Source organism: Pseudomonas sp. (genome assembly GCF_035554175.1).
In the GTDB taxonomy this organism is placed as follows: domain Bacteria; phylum Pseudomonadota; class Gammaproteobacteria; order Pseudomonadales; family Pseudomonadaceae; genus Aquipseudomonas.
This window is the reverse complement of sequence record NZ_DATMIV010000032.1, coordinates 82,940-103,230: the sequence shown is the minus strand read 5'-3', so window position 1 is coordinate 103,230 and position 20,291 is coordinate 82,940. Positions and strand designations below refer to the sequence as shown.

The window sequence follows — 20,291 nt, the reverse complement described above, 5'->3', positions numbered from 1 at the left end:
TTCCGGTAGACTACGCTCCCTTCTTGATACAACTTCTGTGGATTCGCCTGAATTGCAGGAGTTGCCGATTACCAAGCAGTCTTTGCTGGGCGATTCCAAAAAATGTGTAGCGAGCAACGTACCGGTGTTTCATCTGCCGGTCTGTCACCACGCGGCGGTTTTTTCGAAAGGTGCACTGTGATTAATGCAGGTGATCGGGGGCTTCGGCCTTCCTTCGCTTTCCCCGGCGGCTCGTTCCGCTTTAACGCAGACTTCTAGGGTTTTTCATGACGCGCTACATATTCGTCACGGGCGGTGTTGTTTCTTCATTGGGGAAGGGCATTGCCTCGGCTTCATTGGCGGCTATCCTGGAGGCGCGGGGGCTTAAGGTCACCATGCTGAAGCTGGATCCGTACATCAACGTCGATCCAGGCACCATGAGTCCGTTCCAGCACGGTGAAGTGTTCGTCACCCACGACGGCGCCGAGACCGACCTCGACCTGGGTCACTACGAGCGGTTCATCCGCACGACCATGACCCAGAACAACAACTTCACCACCGGCCGTGTCTACGAGCACGTGCTGCGCAAAGAGCGCCGTGGTGACTACCTGGGTGCAACCATCCAGGTGATTCCGCACATCACCGACGAAATCAAGCGTCGCATCATCAAGGGTGCCGGCGATGCCGACGTGGCCCTGGTGGAAATCGGTGGCACTGTTGGCGATATCGAATCGCAACCGTTCCTCGAGGCGATCCGTCAGCTGCGTGTGGAAGTCGGTTCCAAACGCGCGATGCTGATGCACCTGACGCTGGTGCCGTATATCGCCACCGCTGGCGAAACCAAGACCAAGCCAACCCAGCACTCGGTAAAAGAGCTGCGTTCGATCGGCCTGCAGCCAGACGTGCTGATCTGCCGTTCCGACCATCCGGTGGATGTGTCGTCGCGTCGCAAGATCGCGCTGTTCACCAACGTTGAAGAACGTGCGGTGATCTCCCTGGAAGACGTGGACACCATCTACAAGATCCCGGCCGTGCTGCATGCGCAGGGCCTGGATGATTTCGTCGTCGAGCGTTTCGGCCTGCAATGCAACGGCGCCGACCTGTCCGAGTGGGAAAAGGTCGTCGATGCCAAGCTCAACCCAGAGCACGAAGTCACCATCGCGATGGTCGGCAAGTACATGGAGCTGCTGGACGCCTACAAGTCGCTGATCGAAGCGATGAGTCACGCTGGCATCACCAACCGTACCAAGGTCAATCTGCGCTACATCGATTCCGAAGACATCGAGAACCAGGGCACTGCGCTGCTCGAAGGTGTCGACGCGATTCTGGTGCCGGGCGGCTTCGGTCTGCGTGGCGTGGAAGGCAAGATCACCGCCGTTCAGTACGCTCGCGAGAACAAGGTGCCTTACCTGGGTATCTGCCTGGGCATGCAAGTGGCGGTCATCGAGTTCGCCCGTAACGTGCTGGGCTGGAAAGATGCCAACTCCACCGAGTTCGATCGCGCCAGCGGCCATCCGGTTGTCGGTCTGATCACCGAGTGGGAAGATGCCACCGGCGCTGTCGAAGTGCGTACCGAATCGTCCGATCTGGGCGGCACCATGCGCCTCGGCGCACAGGACTGCCTGCTCGAGCCGGGCTCCAAAGTGCACGACTGCTACGGCAAGGACGTGATCGTCGAACGTCACCGCCACCGCTATGAAGTGAACAACAACCTGCTGCCGCAGATCATCGAAGCCGGCCTGAAGATTTCCGGTCGCTCCGCCGATGCGGCGCTGGTCGAAGTGGTTGAAGCGCCGGATCATCCATGGTTCGTCGCCTGCCAGTTCCACCCTGAGTTCACCTCGACACCACGCGACGGCCATCCGCTGTTCAGCGGTTTTGTCAAAGCCGCGTTGGCTCAACACCAGAAGAAGGCGTAACCCGATGGCACAGAAGATTATCCGCGTCGGCGACATCGAGATTGCCAACGACAAACCCATGGTGCTGTTCGGTGGCATGAACGTGCTGGAAAGCCGTGACATGGCCATGCAGGTTTGCGAAGAGTACGTAAAGGTCACCGAAAAGCTCGGTATTCCTTATGTGTTCAAGGCCAGCTTCGACAAGGCCAACCGTTCTTCTGTGACCTCGTATCGCGGTCCTGGCCTGGAAGAGGGCATGCGTATCTTCCAGGACATCAAACAAGCTTTCGGCGTGCCGATCATCACTGACGTTCATGAGCCTGATCAGGCTGCGGTCGTCGCTGAGGTCTGCGACATCATCCAGTTGCCGGCCTTTCTGTCGCGTCAGACCGATCTGGTCGTCGCGATGGCAAAGACCAACGCTGTCATCAACATCAAGAAAGCCCAGTTTCTCGCGCCTCAGGAAATGAAGCACATCCTGAACAAGTGTGTTGAAGCCGGTAACGATCAGTTGATTCTCTGCGAGCGTGGTTCGAGCTTCGGCTACAACAACCTCGTGGTCGACATGCTCGGCTTCGGCATCATGAAGCAGTTCGAGTACCCGGTGTTCTTCGACGTGACCCACTCGCTGCAAATGCCCGGCGGTCGTTCCGACTCCGCTGGCGGTCGCCGAGCGCAGGTCACCGATCTGGCCAAGGCTGGCATGAGCCAGTCGCTGGCGGGTCTGTTCCTCGAAGCGCACCCGGATCCGGACAATGCCAAATGTGACGGCCCTTGCGCCTTGCGTCTGGACAGACTGGAGCCATTCCTGACCCAGCTCAAAGCTCTGGACGAGCTGGTGAAGAGTTTTCCGACGGTAGAAACCGCGTAACGCTCGATTCTCCGGTAAAGTACCGCACGATTTGTCGCTCATGCCCTCAAGCATGAGCGCTGTCGTCTGCAAGTCTGCCCGCTGTACTTCGCTTGCCGACGATAAAGATTTCCTCTAGCTGCGTCGTTTTCGTCAACTTTGGAGTGTTTACAACAATGGCAAAAATCGTCGACATCAAAGGTCGTGAAGTTCTCGACTCCCGTGGCAATCCCACCGTGGAAGCGGACGTGCTTCTCGACAACGGCATCATCGGCAGCGCCTGCGCGCCGTCCGGTGCATCCACTGGCTCGCGCGAAGCGCTAGAGCTGCGTGATGGCGACAAGAGCCGTTACCTGGGCAAGGGCGTGCTCAAGGCGGTAGCCAACATCAATGGTCCGATCCGCGAACTGCTGCTGGGCACCGACCCAAGCGACCAGAAAGCCCTCGACCACGCGATGATCAAGCTCGACGGTACCGAAAACAAAGCGACCCTGGGCGCCAATGCCATCCTCGCCGTATCCCTGGCTGCGGCCAAGGCGGCTGCGCAGGATCAGGATCTGCCGCTGTACGCACACATCGCCAACCTCAACGGCACTCCGGGTGTGTACTCGATGCCGGTACCGATGATGAACATCATCAACGGCGGCGAGCACGCCGATAACAACGTCGACATCCAGGAATTCATGGTGCAGCCGGTCGGCGCCAAGTCGTTCTCGGAAGGTCTGCGCATGGGCACGGAGATTTTCCATCACTTGAAAGCTGTGCTGAAGGCCCGTGGCCTGAGCACTGCGGTTGGTGACGAAGGCGGTTTCGCACCGAACCTTGCATCCAACGAAGACGCGCTGAAAGTGATCTCCGAGGCGGTGGCCAACGCCGGTTACAAGCTGGGCACCGACGTGACCCTGGCGCTGGACTGCGCTGCGAGCGAGTTCTACGAAGACGGCAAGTACAACCTGTCCGGCGAAGGCCAGGTGTTCACTGCTGAAGGTTTCGCCGACTACCTCAAAGGTCTGACCGAGCGTTATCCGATCATCTCCATCGAAGACGGTCTGGACGAATCCGACTGGGCAGGCTGGAAAATCCTCACCGACAAGATCGGCGAGAAAACCCAGCTGGTGGGCGACGACCTGTTCGTGACCAACACCAAGATCCTGAAAGAAGGCATCGATAAAAAGATCGCCAACTCGATCCTGATCAAGTTCAACCAGATCGGCACCCTGACCGAAACCCTGGAAGCCATCCAGATGGCCAAGGCTGCCGGTTACACCGCAGTGATCTCGCACCGTTCCGGCGAAACCGAAGATTCGACCATTGCCGACCTGGCCGTGGGCACCTCGGCTGGCCAGATCAAGACCGGTTCGCTGTGCCGTTCCGACCGCGTTTCCAAGTACAACCAACTGCTGCGTATCGAAGAGCAGTTGAACGGCAAGGCCAAGTACAACGGCCGCGCCGAGTTCCGCGGTTGAGTGCACTCTGATTGAAAGACACCGGATTGTGTCGGAAAAGTCGTGACAGCGATGGATTTGCCACTAATCTGATGCCTTAAGCACAAGCCTGGATCTTTCCAGGCTTCGTGCTATCAGATGCTGCAACATGATGCGTGGCTGTCTTTTTTCACTGGATACCTGATATTCGATGCGCAGTCCTTACTGGTTGTTTCTTGTTTTGCTCTTGCTGCTGGCCGGTCTGCAGTACCGCCTTTGGGTGGGCAATGGCAGTCTGGCGCAGGTCGCCGAGCTGAAACAGCAGATCGCCGACCAGCATGCCGAGAACGAAGGCCTGTTGGAGCGCAACCGGGTGATGGACGCTGAAGTCAGCGAACTGAAAAAAGGCATGGAGACCGTTGAAGAGCGGGCTCGCCACGAGCTGGGCATGGTCAAGGACGGCGAAACCCTTTACCAGTTGGCCCAATGATCGATTCCCTGCCGGCCTTCTGGGCCGTGATTCCTGCCGCGGGCGTCGGTGCCCGAATGGCCGCGGACCGTCCCAAGCAATATCTGCAACTGGGCGGGCGCACAATTCTCGAACACAGCCTCGGCTGTTTCCTCGATCACCCGAGCCTCAAGGGGCTGGTGGTCAGTCTTGCAGTTGATGATCCCTACTGGCCGAACCTGACTTGCGTCAGCGATCCCCGAATTCAGCGGGTTGAGGGCGCAGCGGAGCGTTCCGGCTCGGTGCTCAACGCCTTGCTGCATCTGCATGCGCAAGGTGCCGACGATGACGATTGGGTGTTGGTGCACGATGCGGCACGGCCGAACCTGAGTCGCGCTGATCTCGACAAGCTCCTCGCTGAACTGGCGGATGACCCGGTCGGCGGTTTACTCGCAGTGCCGGCACGGGACACGTTGAAGCGCGTCGACAGAAACGGGCGTGTGGTTGAAACCGTGGACCGCAGTGTGATCTGGCAAGCGTACACACCGCAGATGTTTCGCCTGGGGGCATTGCATCGGGCTTTGGCGGACAGTCTGGTGGCGGATGCGGTGATTACCGATGAGGCTTCGGCGATGGAGTGGGCCGGTCTGGCGCCGCGTCTGATCGAAGGGCGGGCGGATAATCTCAAAGTCACCCGGCCAGAAGACCTGGAGTGGTTACGCCAGCGTTGGGCTCATCGCCGCTGAAAGATCAAAAGATCGCAGCCTTCGGCAGCTCCTACATTGGAATGCGTACTCCCTGTAGGAGCTGCCGAAGGCTGCGATCTTTTGATCTCAAACCCTGTATTCCGCCCGCTCAGCCAACCCGTCTTTAAGAAAATCCACCAACTTGCGCACCTTCGGCGACAAATGCCGCTGCTGTGGATACAGCGCCCACACTGCCGTATTCGGTGGCTGATGTGCCTCCAATAAGGAAATCAGCGCACCACTGTGCAAATGCTCGAGCACGTAATAGTCAGGCAACTGACACAACCCGACACCTTGCAGCGCCGCATCCAGCACTGCTTGCCCACTGTTGCAACGCCAGTTGCCCTGCACTCGCTGAGAAAATTCCCGCCCGTTCTGCTCCAGTTGCCAGATGTCCGAACTGCCGATCAGGCAATTGTGCCGACTCAATTCCGACAAACTGTGTGGGCGTCCGTACCGTTCCAGGTAGGACGGCGACGCGCAGAGAAACATACGCCGTGGTGCCAGGCGCGTTGCGACCAACCGGGAATCCTGCAGCCGACCGAGGCGAATCGCCAGATCCAGCCCTTCATGCACCAGATCCAGTTGCCTATTGCTCAACTCGATATCGATACGTAGCTGCGGGTACAGCGCCATGAATCGCGTTACCAGCGGCACGATAAACCGTTCGCCATAGGCCACGGCGCAGGTCATGCGCAGCATGCCTTTTGGTTCGCTGGTCAGATCGCCTACCGCGCGCAAGGCTTCTTCGCGACCGTCCTGCAGGCGCTGACAATGCTGCAAAAAGGTCTGCCCGGCCTCGGTCAGCGTCACCCGCCGGGTACTGCGATAAAGCAGCCTTGTCTGCAAACGCTCTTCCAGCCGTACGATTTGTCGACTGATATGCGAGGAAGAAACCCCGAGGCGTTCGGCAGCGGCGGTGAATTGGTTGCATTCGGCGACGGCAACAAACTCGTCGATGCCTTCCCAGCGGTTTTCCGACACTTCGATTATCCCTGTATGGCAATAATGTTTTGCTTTCGTCCGGATTATTCCTCAAGGCGCGCTGAACTACACTGTCTGTCTGCTTTTATATTCACTGGATTTACTGGAGAGTCAGCATGATCAAGTCGCGCGCCGCCGTTGCCTTCGAGGCCAAGAAGCCGCTGGAAATCGTAGAAGTCGATGTCGCCATGCCCAAGGCCGGTGAAGTGTTGCTGCGCGTCGTCGCGTCCGGGGTCTGCCATACGGACGCTTACACACTGTCCGGCGCTGATCCGGAAGGCATCTTCCCGTCGATCCTCGGCCACGAAGGCGGCGCCATCGTTGAAGCGATCGGTGAGGGCGTGACCTCGGTCGCCGTCGGCGATCACGTCATTCCGCTGTACACCCCGGAATGCGGCCAGTGCAAATTCTGCAAATCCGGCAAGACCAACCTTTGTCAGGCCATTCGCGCGACGCAGGGCAAAGGCCTGATGCCGGATGGTACTTCGCGCTTTTCCTACAAGGGCGAGACGATTTTCCACTACATGGGCACCTCGACCTTCTCGGAGTACACCGTGCTCCCGGAAATCTCCGTGGCCAGGATTTCCAAAGACGCGCCGCTGGAAAAGGTCTGCCTGCTCGGTTGTGGCGTGACCACCGGCATCGGCGCCGTGCTCAACACGGCCAAAGTCAAACCGGGTGACACCGTGGCAATCTTCGGTCTCGGCGGCATCGGTCTGTCCGCTGTGATTGGCGCAGTGAAAGCCAAGGCCGCGCGCATCATCGCAATCGACATCAATCCGGCGAAATTCGAAATCGCCAGACAACTGGGTGCCACCGATTGCGTGAACCCGAAGGAATTCGATCGTCCGATCCAGGAAGTGATCGTCGACATGACCGATGGCGGCGTCGACTTCTCCTTCGAGTGCATCGGCAATGTACAACTGATGCGTGCCGCGCTCGAGTGCTGCCACAAGGGTTGGGGTGAGTCCGTCATCATCGGTGTTGCCGGCGCCGGTCAGGAAATCGCCACCCGTCCGTTCCAGTTGGTCACTGGCCGGGTCTGGCGCGGTTCAGCGTTCGGCGGCGTACGTGGCCGCAGCGAATTGCCAAGCTACGTCGACATGGCGCAGAGCGGTGAAATCCCGCTGGATACCTTCATCACCCACACCATGGGCCTGGAAGATATCAACAAGGCGTTCGACCTGATGCACGAAGGCAAGAGCATCCGTACCGTCATACATTTCTAAGGAGCAGCGGCAAGCTACAAGCCATAAGCTGCAAGCAGGCTCAACGACCTCTTGCAGCTTGAAGCTTGCAGCTTGCGGCTGAGATAGCTATGAATCTGGAAAATATCTCGTGTCAGAAGAGTTTCGGTGGCTGGCACAAGCGCTATCGCCATCGCTCCGAAGTGCTCGATTGCGACATGGTCTTCGCCGTCTATTTGCCGCCGCAGGCGGAGCAGGGCGGCAAGCTGCCGGTGTTGTACTGGTTGTCAGGCCTGACCTGTACCGATGAAAACTTCATGCAGAAGGCCGGCGCGATGCGGATGGCGGCCGAGCTGGGTTTGATCATCGTCGCCCCGGACACCAGTCCGCGTGGCCCGGATATTCCCGACGATGCGGACAAGGCGTGGGATTTCGGCCTCGGTGCCGGGTTTTATCTGAATGCCACGCAGCAACCGTGGGCGCGTCACTATCGGATGCATGACTATGTCGTGGAGGAATTGCCTTCACTGGTTGAAGCGCATTTCCCGGCTTCTGACAAGCGCAGCATCAGCGGTCACTCCATGGGCGGCCACGGCGCTCTGGTCTGCGCCTTGCGCAATCCGGGGCGTTACCAGTCGGTGTCGGCATTTTCGCCGATCACTCATCCAATCGACTGCCCTTGGGGACAGAAAGCCTTCTCTCATTACCTGGGAGAAGACCGTTCGAAGTGGAAAGAGTGGGACGCCTGTGCGTTGATCGCCGAAGCCACCGAGAAGCTGCCATTGCTGGTGGATCAAGGTGATCGCGACGATTTCCTCGCCACCCAGCTCAAGCCCGAAGCTCTGCAACACGCGGCAAAACAAGCGGGCCATCCGCTGGAACTGCGCCTGCAACCGGGCTATGACCACAGCTATTTCTTCATCGCCAGCTTCATTGACGACCACTTGCAGCATCACGCACGCGCTCTGCGTGAGTAATGCAGGTAGAATCACGCCCTGACAAAAATCGGGGCGTTTTTTTATGCGTATTGGCCACGGCTACGATGTGCACCGTTTCGCTGAAGGCGATTTCATTACTCTGGGCGGCGTGCAGATTGCACACAGCTTCGGACTGCTCGCTCATTCCGACGGTGACGTCCTGCTGCACGCCTTGAGCGATGCCTTGCTCGGCGCGGCGGCGCTGGGTGATATCGGCAAACATTTCCCGGACACCGATCCGCAATTCAAGGGCGCTGACAGCCGCGTGCTGCTGCGTCATGTGGTCAGTCTGATCCACGCCAAGGGCTGGAAAATCGGCAACGTCGACAACACCATCGTTGCCCAGGCGCCGAAAATGGCGCCGCATATCGAATCGATGCGCGCGCTGATCGCGGCGGATCTTCAAGTTGAGTTGGATCAAGTGAACGTCAAAGCTACCACCACCGAGAAGCTTGGCTTTGTCGGTCGCGAAGAAGGTATCGCTGTGCACTCCGTTGCCTTGTTGCTGCGCGCATGAATGAACTGCAATTGCTCGGCCCGCGCGCCTATGGCGAGCCCCTCGGCACCGCGGTATTGAAAGCCACGGCGGAAGATTTCCAAGTCGATGAAGTGCTCGACATTCCCCTCAGCGGTGACGGCGAACATCTGTGGATCTGGGTCGAAAAGCGCGGGCTGAATACCGAAGAAGCGGCGCGGCGCATTGCCAAGGCAGCCGGAGTTCCGTTGCGCACCGTCAGCTACGCCGGTCTCAAGGATCGGCAGGCCCTGACCCGACAGTGGTTCAGCGTGCAACTGCCGGGCAAGGCCGATCCGGAGCTGTCGGCGGCCGAAAACGAAACGCTTAAGATCCTCAAGACCACGCGCCACAAACGCAAGCTGCAACGCGGTGCGCACTCGGCCAACGGCTTTACCTTGCGCCTGACTGGGTTCGCCGGCGACAAGGCTGCGCTTGAACAGCGTCTGCAGTTGATTGCCAAACAAGGCGTTCCCAATTATTTCGGCGCCCAGCGTTTGGGCCATGACGGCGGCAACGTCGTTGATGCGCGTGTGTGGGCAGCGCGCAAGGCGTTGCCGGAGCAGCGTAATGTGCGTTCGCGGTTGCTGTCGACAGCGCGCAGCTTCCTGTTCAATCAGGTGCTGGCGGCGCGCGTCGCTGACGGCACCTGGCAAACCGCGTTGGTCGGCGATCTGCTGGCGTTCACCGACAGTCGCAGTTTTTTCCCCGCCGGTGAAGCCGAGTGCAGCGACCCGCGTCTGGCGATTCTCGATCTGCATCCGACCGGTCCGCAGTGGGGCGCCGGTGACTCGCCGGCCGCGGGCGTTGTCCATGCACTGGAGCAGGGGATCGCCGCGAGTGAAGCGGAACTGCGCGACTGGTTGGTTCACGCCGGCATGAGCCACGAACGCCGCATCCTGCGACTGCCCATTGGCCGGTTGTCGTGGCATTATCCCCAGCCTGACATTCTGCAACTGGAATTCGTCCTCCCGGCCGGATGCTTCGCCACCGTATTGGTGCGCGAGCTCGTTGATCTGGTGCCGGTGGGGCAGACGGACAGCCCATGCGTATTCTGATTTCTAACGACGATGGGGTAACCGCACCCGGTCTCGCCGCGCTTTATGCTGCGCTGGCGGATTACACCGAATGCGTGGTTATCGCCCCGGAACAGGACAAGAGCGGCGCCAGCAGTTCGCTGACGCTCGACCGTCCACTGCACCCGCAATACCTGGCCAACGGTTTTATCAGCCTCAACGGCACACCGACCGACTGCATTCATCTGGGCCTCAACGGGTTGCTTGAACGCGAGGCGGACATGGTGGTGTCCGGGATCAACCTGGGCGCCAACCTCGGTGATGACGTGCTGTATTCCGGGACCGTGGCGGCCGCCCTCGAGGGGCGGTTCCTTGAGCGCCCGTCGTTCGCCTTCTCACTGGTCTCACGCCAGGTGGACAATCTGCCGACGGCGGCATATTTTGCGCGCAAACTGGTCGAGGCTCATGCCGGGCTCGATCTGCCGCCGCGTACGGTGCTTAACGTGAACATTCCCAATTTGCCCATCGATCATATTCGCGGTATTCAGCTGACCCGACTTGGCCACCGCGCCCGGGCGGCGGCGCCGATGAAAGTGGTCGATCCGCGTGGCAGGGCCGGTTACTGGATTGCCGCTGCCGGGGATGCCGAAGACGGTGGCCCGGGCACCGATTTTCATGCGGTGATGCAAGGTTACGTTTCCATCACGCCGTTGCAGCTCGATCGCACCTTTAACGACGCCTTCAGAAGTCTCGATGGCTGGCTGGGAGGGTTGAGCTGATGCGTGAACATGACGACCGCCTGCGTAGCGGCATTGGCATGACCTCCCAGCGCACCCGCGAGCGACTGATCCAGCGTCTGTATGAAGAAGGCGTGTCGAACGCCAAGGTACTGGAAGTGATCCGCCGCACGCCACGCCACCTGTTTGTCGACGAGGCGCTGGCGCATCGCGCGTATGAAGACACGGCGCTGCCGATAGGCAACAACCAGACCATTTCCCAGCCTTATATGGTGGCGCGCATGAGCGAGCTGCTGCTGGAAGCGGGTCCGCTGGACAAGGTGCTGGAGATCGGCACGGGCTCCGGCTATCAGACGGCGGTGTTGTCGCAACTGGTCGAACGAGTGTTTTCGGTCGAGCGCATCAAGGTTCTGCAGGATCGCGCCAAGGAGCGTCTGGTCGAGCTGAACCTGCGCAACGTCGTGTTTCGCTGGGGTGATGGCTGGGAAGGCTGGCAGGCGCTGGCGCCTTACAACGGCATCATTGTCACTGCGGTGGCCACCGATGTTCCGCAAGCCTTGCTCGATCAATTGGCACCCGGTGGGCGCATGGTGATTCCGGTCGGCTCCGGTGAAGTACAACAACTGATGCTGATCGTGCGCGAAGAGCACGGCTTTTCCCGACATGTTCTGGGGGCGGTGCGTTTCGTGCCTTTGCTCAACGGGCCACTGGCCTGAGCATTTGTAAACAGGCGCTGAATTCCTTTCCATGGCGCCGGTCTTACACCGGCAGCCGAAGTTTAAACGCGGCGTACTTGCCGCTTGCAAACGTGTGCGTCCGGTGATTTCGCTTCATTAAAGGTAAGGCCGTAGCGGCCCGTTATACTTGCGACATTTCATGCTGCGATGCGGCATTCAGAATTTTCAGCCACCACAAAGGGAGCGGCGGGTGAGTCTCACAGTCATTGCGCAGCGTATGGGTAACACGAGCTTTCAGCGCCTGGTGACTGGCCTTGTCTTGAGCACCTTGCTGGTTGGTTGCTCCAGCACCAAATCGAGCAACGTGCGGGTCGTTGATCGCAACAACGCGGTCGCGCAACGTCCGGCCGTTACGACCGGACAATATGTAGTCCGTCCCGGCGATACCTTGTTTTCGATCGCGTTTCGTTACGGCTGGGACTACAAAACCCTCGCTGCCCGGAACAACATTCCTACGCCGTATACGATCCACCCGGGTCAGACAATTCGCTTTGATGGCCGTACTGGTTCAACGCCGACGGCGGTGGTCAGCAACTCGAGTTCTTCGCCTTCTTCGTCGAGCAAAACCACGGTAATCCGGCGCCAGGCGAACGGCACGACGACCACTACAACCACCGGTTCCAAAGGGGTTGTACCGTCCGTCGCGAACAAACCTGCGGCCGCGCCACTGCCTCCGGCAGGCCCGGCCCCGACCGGCTGGGGATGGCCATCTAATGGCGTTCTGATTGGAAAATTCTCTTCAAACGGTAGTTTGAATAAAGGAATTGATATCGCCGGAGATTTGGGACAGCCTGTTTTAGCTGCGTCTGATGGGACAGTCGTATACGCCGGGAGTGGCTTAAGGGGCTACGGCGAATTGGTCATCATCAAACACAGCGAAACCTACGTCAGTGCCTACGGTCACAACCGCAGGCTGTTGGTTCGGGAGGGACAGCAGGTCAAGGTCGGACAGACAATTGCCGAAATGGGGTCAACGGGTACAGACCGGGTGAAACTGCATTTTGAGATTCGCCGCCAAGGTAAACCAGTGGATCCGCTGCAGTTCCTGCCAAGACGTTGATTTGCAAGCCAGCCTGTTCCGTCGCGTAGAGGGGACAGGCTCCAGCGCTGCCAAGGATAAAGGCGTCGCTTGAGCTTGGGGTCGAACTCACCAAAGGACTATAACAATGGCTCTCAGTAAAGAAGTGCCGGAGTTTGACATCGACGATGAGGTTCTCCTTATGGAGACCGGCATCGATTCGGAATCTTCGATGTCGAATGATGAAGGGGCTGCTCCACCTTCCGTTCGTTCCAAATCCAGACACTCTGCAACACTCAAACAACACAAGTACATCGACTACACGCGTGCACTTGATGCCACGCAGTTGTATCTCAACGAAATCGGCTTTTCCCCTCTGCTCTCACCGGAAGAAGAAGTTCATTTTGCACGCTTGTCGCAAAGTGGCGATCCTGCCGGGCGCAAACGGATGATCGAAAGTAACCTGCGGCTGGTGGTCAAAATCGCCCGGCGTTACGTCAATCGGGGCCTGTCGCTGCTGGATCTGATCGAAGAGGGCAACCTCGGCCTGATCCGCGCAGTGGAAAAGTTCGATCCCGAGCGAGGCTTCCGCTTCTCGACCTACGCGACCTGGTGGATCCGTCAGACCATCGAACGCGCGATCATGAATCAGACCCGGACCATCCGGTTGCCGATTCATGTGGTCAAGGAACTCAACGTGTACCTTCGGGCCGCACGGGAGCTGACACAGAAACTGGACCACGAACCTTCACCCGAAGAAATCGCCAACCTGCTGGAAAAACCGGTGGGCGAGGTCAAGCGCATGCTGGGCCTGAATGAACGGGTTTCTTCGGTCGACGTCTCGCTGGGTCCGGATTCGGATAAAACCCTGCTGGACACCCTTACCGATGATCGTCCGACCGATCCATGCGAATTACTGCAAGACGACGACCTGTCGCAGAGCATCGATCAATGGCTGTCGGAGCTGACCGACAAGCAGCGCGAGGTGGTGATACGCCGTTTCGGCCTGCGCGGGCATGAAAGCAGTACTCTGGAAGATGTAGGCCTGGAGATCGGACTGACCCGCGAACGGGTGAGACAGATCCAGGTGGAAGGCCTCAAGCGCCTTCGTGAAATCCTTGAGAAGAATGGCCTGTCGAGCGAGTCGTTGTTTCAGTAAGCGCTCAACCGACCGCCTGCAGATAGCCCCGACTGATTCGATCAGCCGGGGCTTTTTGTTTCTCGCGTAAAGGCAAGCCGCACCACCAGACAAGCGGTCGGCATTTTCTGAATTTGTAGTCTCGTGCTGTAAGCCAATGCTTACTGTGTTGTAAGTGTTCGTTATTTTTACACTTCGGCAGATGTCGATTGCGCTATCCGCCTACGTGCATCTCGTTGAAAAATATGGGAATTTCCCAATTGTTATGTGCTTATGACAGTGCGTCTCAGTGGCGAATGTCGATTGCTCATCCTTGGGAACTCTCTAATATCTCAATTGTGTCGACGGACAGACGCGCCCTTCACGGATGAGGGGAACGGACATCGCAGGACGCGATTCATCAGGACGATGAAAAGGATCGCAGGGAATAAGGAAAAAATGTGGGCGGGTCATACCGCCCCTTTTTTCGCCTGCAGAAAAGCAAAACCCGAAAAAGCAAAAAGGCCCGCAAGGGGCCTTCTGGTCGAGCGCAGAGCGGATCAGCGTTCGAGTTGTTCGATCTTGTTCGGCTTGCCATCCCACGCGGCGGAATCCGGCAGCGGATCCTTGCGCTCGGTGATGTTCGGCCAGATATCCGCCAGCTCGGCATTGAGCTCAATGAAGTTTTCCATGCCAGCCGGAATTTCATCTTCCGAGAAGATTGCCACAGCCGGGCACTCTGGCTCGCACAGTGCGCAATCGATGCATTCGTCCGGGTGAATCACCAGGAAGTTCGGGCCTTCGTAAAAGCAGTCCACCGGACAGACTTCTACGCAGTCGGTGTACTTGCACTTGATGCAGTTGTCGGTGACGACGAAGGTCATTTCTAATTTTCTCCTCAGGCGGCGGCAGCGTTGCCCCTTCACGGTTGGGGTCGCCAGGTTCGGGAGCGATACCTGCTGACCAGGCTATGAGCCAGCAGCATCCCGAACCGCGCGAGATTCTAACAGCTTGAAGCGATTTGCGTTATATCCGCTTCTTCAGTGCTTATATCCGGTTCTTCAGTGCGTAGAGCATTTCCAGCGCTTTGCGCGGAGTCATGTCGTCCAGATCGACTTTGGCCAGTTCGTCGAGCACCGGGTGTGGAAGCGAGGCGAACATATCGCTTTGCTGCGGTGTCGACGGCTTGCCCTTGGCCGCCGGCTTCGGCGCCTCATGGGGCAGGGCGGTGTCTTCCAGACGGCTCAGATGCTCACGGGCACGCAGGATCACTTCGCTCGGCACGCCGGCCAGTTGCGCCACCGCCAGGCCGTAGCTCTGGCTGGCAGGGCCGGGCAAAACGTGGTGCAGGAACACGATGCGTTCGTTGTGCTCGGTGGCATTGAGGTGCACGTTCGCTACCAAAGGTTCGGCTTCAGGCAGCACGGTCAGTTCAAAATAGTGCGTGGCGAACAGGGTGTAGGCGCGCAGATGGGCCAAACGTTCGGCCGCCGCCCAGGCCAGCGACAGACCATCGAAGGTGCTGGTGCCTCGCCCGACTTCATCCATCAGCACCAGACTGCGTTCGGTGGCGTTGTGCAGGATGTTGGCGGTTTCGCTCATTTCGACCATGAAAGTGGAACGGCCACCGGCCAGATCATCGCTGGAACCTATGCGGGTGAAAATCCGATCCACCAGCGACAGCTCGCAACTGGCCGCCGGTACAAAGCTGCCGATATGCGCCAGCAACACGATCAGCGCGGTTTGCCGCATGTAGGTGGATTTACCACCCATGTTCGGGCCAGTGATCACCAGCATCCGCGTATTGTCGTCCAGGCTCAGGTCATTGGCTACGAACGGCGTGGTCAGCACTTGCTCGACCACCGGGTGGCGGCCCTGAGTGATGCGCATGCATGGCTCGCCGACGAAACGCGGGCAGTTCAGGTCAAGATTCAGCGCACGTTCGGCAAGGTTGCTCAACACGTCAAGTTCGGCCAGCGCGCCGGCAGTGTCCTGCAACGGTGGCAACTGGCTGATCAGATCTTCCAGCAGTGCTTCGTAGAGCATCTTCTCGCGGGCCAAGGCGCGGCTCTTGGCAGAAAGTGCCTTGTCTTCAAACTCTTTGAGTTCCGGCGTGATGAAGCGCTCGGCACCTTTGAGCGTCTGGCGTCGGATGTAGTCCGCCGGCGCGGACTCAGCCTGCTTGCTCGGCAGTTCAATGAAGTAACCATGAATACGGTTGTAACCGACTTTCAGGTTGGCCAACCCGGTGCGAGCCTTCTCGCGAGCCTCGAGATCAATCAGGAACTGGCCGGCGTTTTCGCTCAGTGATTGCAACTCGTCGAGTTCGCTGTCGTAACCGGTTTTCAGCACGCCGCCGTCACGGATCACCGCTGGCGGGTTGTCGATAATGGCTTTTGCCAGCAGCGCCGCCAGTTCCGGATAGGTGCTGGTGGTGGCGGCCAAGTGTTGCAGATGCGGCGCTTCCAGATCGGTCATCGCCGCTTGCAGTTGCGGCAGCGCACCCAGTGCATCGCGCAGACGCGCAAGGTCGCGAGGCCGCGCATTGCGCAGACCGATCCGCGCGAGAATCCGCTCGATGTCGCCGATCTCCTTGAGCTGCGGCTGCAGCTTTTCGAAGCGGTAGCCATCGAGCAGACAGCGGATCGAGGACTGACGGGCCAGCAGGACGGTGAGGTCGCGCAGTGGGCGGTTCAACCAACGAGTGAGCAAACGGCTGCCCATCGCGGTCTGGCAGCGATCAACGACCGATTGCAGGGTGTTGTCGCGGCCACCGGCGAGGTTGGTGTCGAGCTCCAGATTGCGCCGGCTGGCACCGTCGAGCACAACCGTGTCATCGAGGCGTTCATGACGCAGGCTGCGCAAGTGGGGCAGGGCGGTGCGCTGGGTTTCCTTGGCGTAAGCCAACAGGCAGCCGGCAGCACCGATGGCCAGAGTCAGGTTTTCGCAGCCGAAGCCTTTCAGGTCCTGAGTCGAAAACTGCTGGCAGAGGCTTTTCAGCGCCGAATCACGCTCGAAATCCCAAGGTGCACGACGACGTACGCCACGGCGTTTTTCCGCCGGCAGGTCTTTTGGCCAGTCGTCCGGGATCAGCAGTTCCACCGGATTGACCCGCTCCAGCTCCGCCAGCAGGTTTTCCCAGCCCTTGATCTCGAGCACGGTGAAATTGCCGCTGGTGATGTCCAGCACCGCCAGACCGAACAGGCGTTCGTCGCCCAATACAGCCGCAATCAGATTGTCACGGCGCTCATCCAGCAGCGCCTCGTCACTGACCGTACCCGGTGTGATGATCCGCACCACCTGGCGTTCGACTGGACCTTTGCTGGTGGCCGGGTCCCCGACCTGCTCGCAGATCACTACCGACTCGCCAAGCTTTACCAATTTCGCCAGATAACCTTCTGCCGCATGGTAAGGAATCCCACACATCGGAATTGCCTGACCCGCCGACTGCCCGCGCGCGGTCAACGTGATGTCGAGCAACTTGGCCGCTTTCTTCGCGTCTTCGTAGAAGATCTCGTAGAAGTCGCCCATGCGGTAGAACATCAGCTGATCCGGGTGCTGATTCTTCAGGCGCCAGTATTGCTGCATCATCGGGGTATGGGAGGACAGGTCGGAGACGGCTTTATTCATCGGATTGTCGGGCAACTCGTTAAAAGGTGTAGGGCGAAGCGCGGGCGATGGCCGGGCCTTTGCGCGATGGGCGCAAGGTTACCATGGGCAGTCTGCCCGACGCAGGCGCTGCGATCGGTTGACGTTTTTCCATAGAGGAAAAGTTGATCCATGCACGATTTATGCAAATCAGCATTTGTCTTCGCAAATGACTTCAAGCATTATGCGCATTATGCAAAAACGCAACGTATCCTCCGTCTTAAGAGCACTGCTCGACCAGCACGGGATCTCCCCTACGGAGCTCCACCGTCGCACCGGCGTGCCTCAATCCACGCTCTCGCGGATTCTCAGCGGGAAAATTGTCGATCCTTCGGATAAACACATTTCGAAGATTGCCGATTACTTCAATGTGAGCACCGATCAGTTGCGCGGTCGCGCGGACGTCACAGCGACGGCCGGTGGCACGCGCGCGGATATGCATGCGGAACTCAAGGACATCATGCTGTGGGACGATGACACACCCGTCGAGGATGACGAAGTGTCCGTGCCCTTTCTTCGCGAGGTTGAATTGGCAGCTGGATCAGGAAGATTCGTCATCGAAGAGAGCGAACGCTCAAGCCTGCGCTTCGGCAAGCGTAGCCTGCGCCATAATGGCGTGCAGTTCGACCAGGCCAAGTGCGTGACAGTGCGTGGCAACAGCATGTTGCCGGTGCTGCGTGACGGCGCCACTGTCGGCGTCAACGCCGGCAAATGCGGCATCGGCGACATCATCGATGGCGACCTGTATGCGATCAATCACAACGGCCAATTGCGCGTCAAACAGCTTTACCGCTTGCCCACCGGCATTCGTCTGCGCAGCTTCAATCGCGATGAACATCCGGACGAGGACTACAGCTTCCAGGAAATCCAGGAAGAGCAGATCGTCATCCTCGGTCACGTCTTCTGGTGGGGCATGTACGCCCGTTAACCTCTTCCAGCTGAACTGAAACCTGCCGACCGGCAGGTTTTTTTTCGCCTGCGAAAAATCTCCAAGCCCTTGTGCCAAGCGGCTTTCATGCATTCGCGCAAATTTTGTGCATAAATAAATGCATTTACGCATTGACTGTATATGCATCCATGCATATTCTTGCCACCAAGCCGCTCGACAAAGCGGCTGGCAAGACAAGCTCTTTAGTTCCACAAGAACAGGCAGCGATGAACCGGCCTCAACGGTTCAGAGGGTTGGCAACTGGCCCGGGTGTGCAGCGTAAAGCACCAGAAGCAGTTATCCGGCGGGCAGGGACCGCGGTCGGAAAAACAATCTGAATGGACTCGTACCGCGCCAGTAGCGCCGAAAAGTCAGCTTCCTTCATCAGTACAGGATCTGAAGGAAGGCGAAGGAGCGCATTACTGAAAAGCCCGGTGTGCAAGCACCGGGCTTTTTGGAATGCCTGCCTCAAGAGAAACCGTTTGAACCCAACCCATCATTCATCAATCACCAACGGAGGCGTGACATGACAAACGAGCAACAAGCGTTGGCGGACATGCCGATCTGGCTGGTCATCCTCCTGGCCGTTGTCGGCGGGGTGTCCGGCGAAATGTGGCGCGCCGACAAGGAAGGCGCACGCGGCTGGTCACTGGTGCGGCGTCTGGCCTTGCGCTCCGGCGCCTGCATGATCTGCGGCGTATCGGCGATCATGCTGTTGTATGCCGCCGGCATGTCGATCTGGGCCGCTGGCGCGTTTGGCTGCCTGACGGCGATGGCCGGCGCTGATGTCGCCATAGGCCTTTACGAACGCTGGGCGGCCAAGCGTATCGGCGTCTGCGAAGTGCCGCCGCGCGACCACCCTTAACCCTGAATATTTTTCCCTGCCGCCATGTTGGCGGCAGGGCTGCGCGTGGACGATTGAAAAGGAGGTCATGTATGCCCACACCGATCCAACAGCCGTCGCAACTGTTTACAGCCATCGCGACGACACTGCGCAACACTGCCAGTCTCAACCTCACTGTCGGCAGTCACGATGATTTCACTGCGGCGGGCGATCAGGCCTGGGTACTGATCGACATTGACCGGAATGCGTCCGGCGTGCGCGCCGCTGATGGCCGTATCGCTCATGTAATGACGTTGTCACTGCAAGTCGTCCCGGCTCTTTCTGCGACCGCTTTCGCAGCGTGCGATCTGATCGCCGTACTGAAAAATCTGGTCACCGACAATCGCTGGGGAATGCCCGGCGATCAGTGTGATTTGCCAATCAACCTCGATGGGTTGCCCTCGTTGCTTATCCGTGCCGATCAACAATACAAGGCCTGGACCCTGACCTTTGAGCAGACGCTTTACCTCGGTCCGACCCTGCTCGACGATCCACTCGGCACGCCGAAATTCGCCCGCACCTGGGAAGTCAGCAATATCGACGATCCCGAGCAATACACCGCGCTGGAGGGCTGACCGATGTTCGACGTATTACTGCGCATGCAGCTCGGCCCGATCATTGAGCGTCTGGCAGAAATGGAAGCGGAAATCGAAGACCTGCACCGCCGTGCCGAGAGTTTCTGTCGGATTGGTATCTGTCAGTCGATCGATGCGGCGAGCAACACTTGCCAGGTCAGCCATGGCGGATTGCTCACGCCGGCGATCAAGTTCTTCAACCCTAGCGCCGGTGCGCAAAGCGAATCGCGCATCCCGACTGTGGGCGAGCAGTGCCTGCTGTTCAACTATGGCAGCGGTGAAAGTGGTGCGCAGAGTGTCGCCTTGTTCGGCTTGAACAGTGATCGTTTTCCTCCGGCCTCGACTGTGCCGACGCTGACCCGTCGGGTGCATCAGGACGGCAGCGAAAGCGGTTACGACGACGCCAGCCACGCCTTGCACTGGTTGAACGGACCAACGCAATTCAACGGGTCTCGCGAGTCGCTCGAACTGAGCATCGGCCCGGCACGTCTGGCCATGACGCCACAACTGATCACCCTGCAACTGGGCGCCGTCGGCCTCGGCATCGACGCCTCGGGCGTGCACTTCAGCGGCCCCTTGGTCGACCACCAGGGCCGCATCATCAGCCCCTGATTCAAGAGCCTTC

At 58.9% G+C, this 20,291-nt stretch carries 21 protein-coding genes; 18 read left to right on the top strand and 3 right to left on the bottom strand.

Features of this window, described 5'->3' with window-relative positions; genetic code table 11:
* From VNV36_RS15800 to ispD, 6 genes are all read left to right on the top strand, one after another.
* On the top strand, nt 1–181 hold a 181-nt coding region (locus VNV36_RS15800), incomplete at its 5' end, for a hypothetical protein (RefSeq protein ID WP_325718569.1).
* A gap of 85 nt (nt 182–266) precedes the next feature.
* Nucleotides 267–1,898 carry a CTP synthase gene (pyrG, locus tag VNV36_RS15795; protein WP_325718568.1) on the top strand — a complete coding sequence of 544 codons (1,632 nt, stop codon included), beginning with the start codon at nt 267–269 and terminating at the stop codon, nt 1,896–1,898.
* A gap of 4 nt (nt 1,899–1,902) precedes the next feature.
* Nucleotides 1,903–2,748, top strand: a complete 846-nt coding sequence (kdsA, locus tag VNV36_RS15790) for a 3-deoxy-8-phosphooctulonate synthase (protein ID WP_325718567.1) — start codon at nt 1,903–1,905, stop codon at nt 2,746–2,748.
* Between the two features lie 155 nt (nt 2,749–2,903).
* Nucleotides 2,904–4,193: a phosphopyruvate hydratase gene (gene eno / locus VNV36_RS15785; RefSeq protein WP_325718566.1), complete on the top strand. Its 1,290-nt coding sequence runs from the start codon at nt 2,904–2,906 to the stop codon at nt 4,191–4,193.
* Between the two features lie 169 nt (nt 4,194–4,362).
* Nucleotides 4,363–4,641: a cell division protein FtsB gene (ftsB, locus tag VNV36_RS15780; RefSeq protein ID WP_007964293.1), complete on the top strand. Its 279-nt coding sequence runs from the start codon at nt 4,363–4,365 to the stop codon at nt 4,639–4,641.
* On the top strand, nt 4,638–5,345 hold the full coding sequence (gene ispD / locus VNV36_RS15775) for a 2-C-methyl-D-erythritol 4-phosphate cytidylyltransferase (protein WP_325718565.1): 708 nt from the start codon (nt 4,638–4,640) through the stop codon (nt 5,343–5,345). Before ftsB ends, ispD begins: the two co-directional genes overlap by 4 nt.
* 87 nt (nt 5,346–5,432) lie before the next feature.
* Here the strand turns inward: ispD and VNV36_RS15770 are convergent, their stop codons facing one another.
* Entirely contained in the window at nt 5,433–6,329 is an 897-nt protein-coding gene (locus tag VNV36_RS15770) for a LysR family transcriptional regulator (RefSeq protein ID WP_325718564.1), read from the bottom strand.
* Nucleotides 6,330–6,445: 116 nt separating this feature from the next.
* On the opposite strand from VNV36_RS15770, the gene VNV36_RS15765 reads away from it, so the two are divergent.
* The 8 genes from VNV36_RS15765 (at nt 6,446) to rpoS (ending at nt 13,674) form a co-directional block, all read left to right on the top strand.
* Nucleotides 6,446–7,558, top strand: a complete 1,113-nt coding sequence (locus VNV36_RS15765; RefSeq protein WP_325718563.1) for an S-(hydroxymethyl)glutathione dehydrogenase/class III alcohol dehydrogenase — start codon at nt 6,446–6,448, stop codon at nt 7,556–7,558.
* Nucleotides 7,559–7,647: 89 nt separating this feature from the next.
* Complete coding sequence (gene fghA / locus VNV36_RS15760) at nt 7,648–8,493, top strand: S-formylglutathione hydrolase (protein WP_414705522.1); 846 nt, start codon at nt 7,648–7,650, stop codon at nt 8,491–8,493.
* Between the two features lie 43 nt (nt 8,494–8,536).
* On the top strand, nt 8,537–9,010 hold the full coding sequence (ispF, locus tag VNV36_RS15755; RefSeq protein WP_076566141.1) for a 2-C-methyl-D-erythritol 2,4-cyclodiphosphate synthase: 474 nt from the start codon (nt 8,537–8,539) through the stop codon (nt 9,008–9,010).
* Nucleotides 9,007–10,065 (top strand): tRNA pseudouridine(13) synthase TruD, encoded by a 1,059-nt coding sequence (truD, locus tag VNV36_RS15750; protein ID WP_325718562.1) that lies wholly within the window; start codon nt 9,007–9,009, stop codon nt 10,063–10,065. The genes ispF and truD overlap by 4 nt, the downstream gene beginning before the upstream one ends.
* Nucleotides 10,053–10,802: a 5'/3'-nucleotidase SurE gene (gene surE, locus VNV36_RS15745; RefSeq protein ID WP_325718561.1), complete on the top strand. Its 750-nt coding sequence runs from the start codon at nt 10,053–10,055 to the stop codon at nt 10,800–10,802. The genes truD and surE overlap by 13 nt, the downstream gene beginning before the upstream one ends.
* A gap of 38 nt (nt 10,803–10,840) precedes the next feature.
* Nucleotides 10,841–11,476 (top strand): protein-L-isoaspartate(D-aspartate) O-methyltransferase, encoded by a 636-nt coding sequence (locus VNV36_RS15740; RefSeq protein ID WP_325718572.1) that lies wholly within the window; start codon nt 10,841–10,843, stop codon nt 11,474–11,476.
* Between the two features lie 211 nt (nt 11,477–11,687).
* Nucleotides 11,688–12,557 carry a peptidoglycan DD-metalloendopeptidase family protein gene (locus VNV36_RS15735; protein WP_325718560.1) on the top strand — a complete coding sequence of 290 codons (870 nt, stop codon included), beginning with the start codon at nt 11,688–11,690 and terminating at the stop codon, nt 12,555–12,557.
* Nucleotides 12,558–12,663: 106 nt separating this feature from the next.
* On the top strand, nt 12,664–13,674 hold the full coding sequence (gene rpoS, locus VNV36_RS15730; protein ID WP_325718559.1) for an RNA polymerase sigma factor RpoS: 1,011 nt from the start codon (nt 12,664–12,666) through the stop codon (nt 13,672–13,674).
* 518 nt (nt 13,675–14,192) lie between these two features.
* On the opposite strand, the gene fdxA is transcribed toward rpoS, so the two are convergent.
* Both fdxA and mutS read right to left on the bottom strand, forming a co-directional pair.
* A complete protein-coding gene (fdxA, locus tag VNV36_RS15725) occupies nt 14,193–14,516 on the bottom strand; it encodes a ferredoxin FdxA (RefSeq protein ID WP_325718558.1) in 324 nt (107 codons plus the stop codon).
* A 163-nt stretch (nt 14,517–14,679) separates the two neighbouring features.
* Nucleotides 14,680–17,262: a DNA mismatch repair protein MutS gene (mutS, locus tag VNV36_RS15720; RefSeq protein WP_325718557.1), complete on the bottom strand. Its 2,583-nt coding sequence runs from the start codon at nt 17,260–17,262 to the stop codon at nt 14,680–14,682.
* A 211-nt stretch (nt 17,263–17,473) separates the two neighbouring features.
* Here mutS and VNV36_RS15715 point away from each other — a divergent pair, with 211 nt between their 5' ends.
* The 4 genes from VNV36_RS15715 to VNV36_RS15700 all read left to right on the top strand — a co-directional run bounded on the left by VNV36_RS15715 (nt 17,474) and on the right by VNV36_RS15700 (nt 20,278).
* Entirely contained in the window at nt 17,474–18,208 is a 735-nt protein-coding gene (locus VNV36_RS15715) for a LexA family transcriptional regulator (protein ID WP_325718571.1), read from the top strand.
* 526 nt (nt 18,209–18,734) lie between these two features.
* A complete protein-coding gene (locus tag VNV36_RS15710) occupies nt 18,735–19,073 on the top strand; it encodes a phage holin family protein (protein WP_056783240.1) in 339 nt (112 codons plus the stop codon).
* A gap of 71 nt (nt 19,074–19,144) precedes the next feature.
* Nucleotides 19,145–19,666: a hypothetical protein gene (locus VNV36_RS15705; RefSeq protein ID WP_325718556.1), complete on the top strand. Its 522-nt coding sequence runs from the start codon at nt 19,145–19,147 to the stop codon at nt 19,664–19,666.
* Between the two features lie 3 nt (nt 19,667–19,669).
* Entirely contained in the window at nt 19,670–20,278 is a 609-nt protein-coding gene (locus tag VNV36_RS15700) for a phage baseplate assembly protein V (RefSeq protein ID WP_325718555.1), read from the top strand.
* Nucleotides 20,279–20,291 lie beyond the last annotated feature (13 nt).

Excerpts from the sequence above, each read along its gene's own strand:
- VNV36_RS15700 (WP_325718555.1), top strand. The coding sequence starts at position 19,670 with ATGTTCGACGTATTACTGCGCATGCAGCTCGGCCCGATCATTGAGCGT.
- pyrG (WP_325718568.1), top strand. The coding sequence starts at position 267 with ATGACGCGCTACATATTCGTCACGGGCGGTGTTGTTTCTTCATTGGGG.
- ftsB (WP_007964293.1), top strand. The coding sequence starts at position 4,363 with ATGCGCAGTCCTTACTGGTTGTTTCTTGTTTTGCTCTTGCTGCTGGCC.
- ispD (WP_325718565.1), top strand. The coding sequence starts at position 4,638 with ATGATCGATTCCCTGCCGGCCTTCTGGGCCGTGATTCCTGCCGCGGGC.
- fghA (WP_414705522.1), top strand. The coding sequence starts at position 7,648 with ATGAATCTGGAAAATATCTCGTGTCAGAAGAGTTTCGGTGGCTGGCAC.
- VNV36_RS15710 (WP_056783240.1), top strand. The coding sequence starts at position 18,735 with ATGACAAACGAGCAACAAGCGTTGGCGGACATGCCGATCTGGCTGGTC.
- eno (WP_325718566.1), top strand. The coding sequence starts at position 2,904 with ATGGCAAAAATCGTCGACATCAAAGGTCGTGAAGTTCTCGACTCCCGT.
- ispF (WP_076566141.1), top strand. The coding sequence starts at position 8,537 with ATGCGTATTGGCCACGGCTACGATGTGCACCGTTTCGCTGAAGGCGAT.
- rpoS (WP_325718559.1), top strand. The coding sequence starts at position 12,664 with ATGGCTCTCAGTAAAGAAGTGCCGGAGTTTGACATCGACGATGAGGTT.
- mutS (WP_325718557.1), bottom strand. The coding sequence starts at position 17,262 with ATGAATAAAGCCGTCTCCGACCTGTCCTCCCATACCCCGATGATGCAG.
- VNV36_RS15765 (WP_325718563.1), top strand. The coding sequence starts at position 6,446 with ATGATCAAGTCGCGCGCCGCCGTTGCCTTCGAGGCCAAGAAGCCGCTG.
- VNV36_RS15715 (WP_325718571.1), top strand. The coding sequence starts at position 17,474 with ATGCAAAAACGCAACGTATCCTCCGTCTTAAGAGCACTGCTCGACCAG.
- surE (WP_325718561.1), top strand. The coding sequence starts at position 10,053 with ATGCGTATTCTGATTTCTAACGACGATGGGGTAACCGCACCCGGTCTC.
- kdsA (WP_325718567.1), top strand. The coding sequence starts at position 1,903 with ATGGCACAGAAGATTATCCGCGTCGGCGACATCGAGATTGCCAACGAC.
- VNV36_RS15740 (WP_325718572.1), top strand. The coding sequence starts at position 10,841 with ATGACCTCCCAGCGCACCCGCGAGCGACTGATCCAGCGTCTGTATGAA.
- VNV36_RS15705 (WP_325718556.1), top strand. The coding sequence starts at position 19,145 with ATGCCCACACCGATCCAACAGCCGTCGCAACTGTTTACAGCCATCGCG.
- fdxA (WP_325718558.1), bottom strand. The coding sequence starts at position 14,516 with ATGACCTTCGTCGTCACCGACAACTGCATCAAGTGCAAGTACACCGAC.
- truD (WP_325718562.1), top strand. The coding sequence starts at position 9,007 with ATGAATGAACTGCAATTGCTCGGCCCGCGCGCCTATGGCGAGCCCCTC.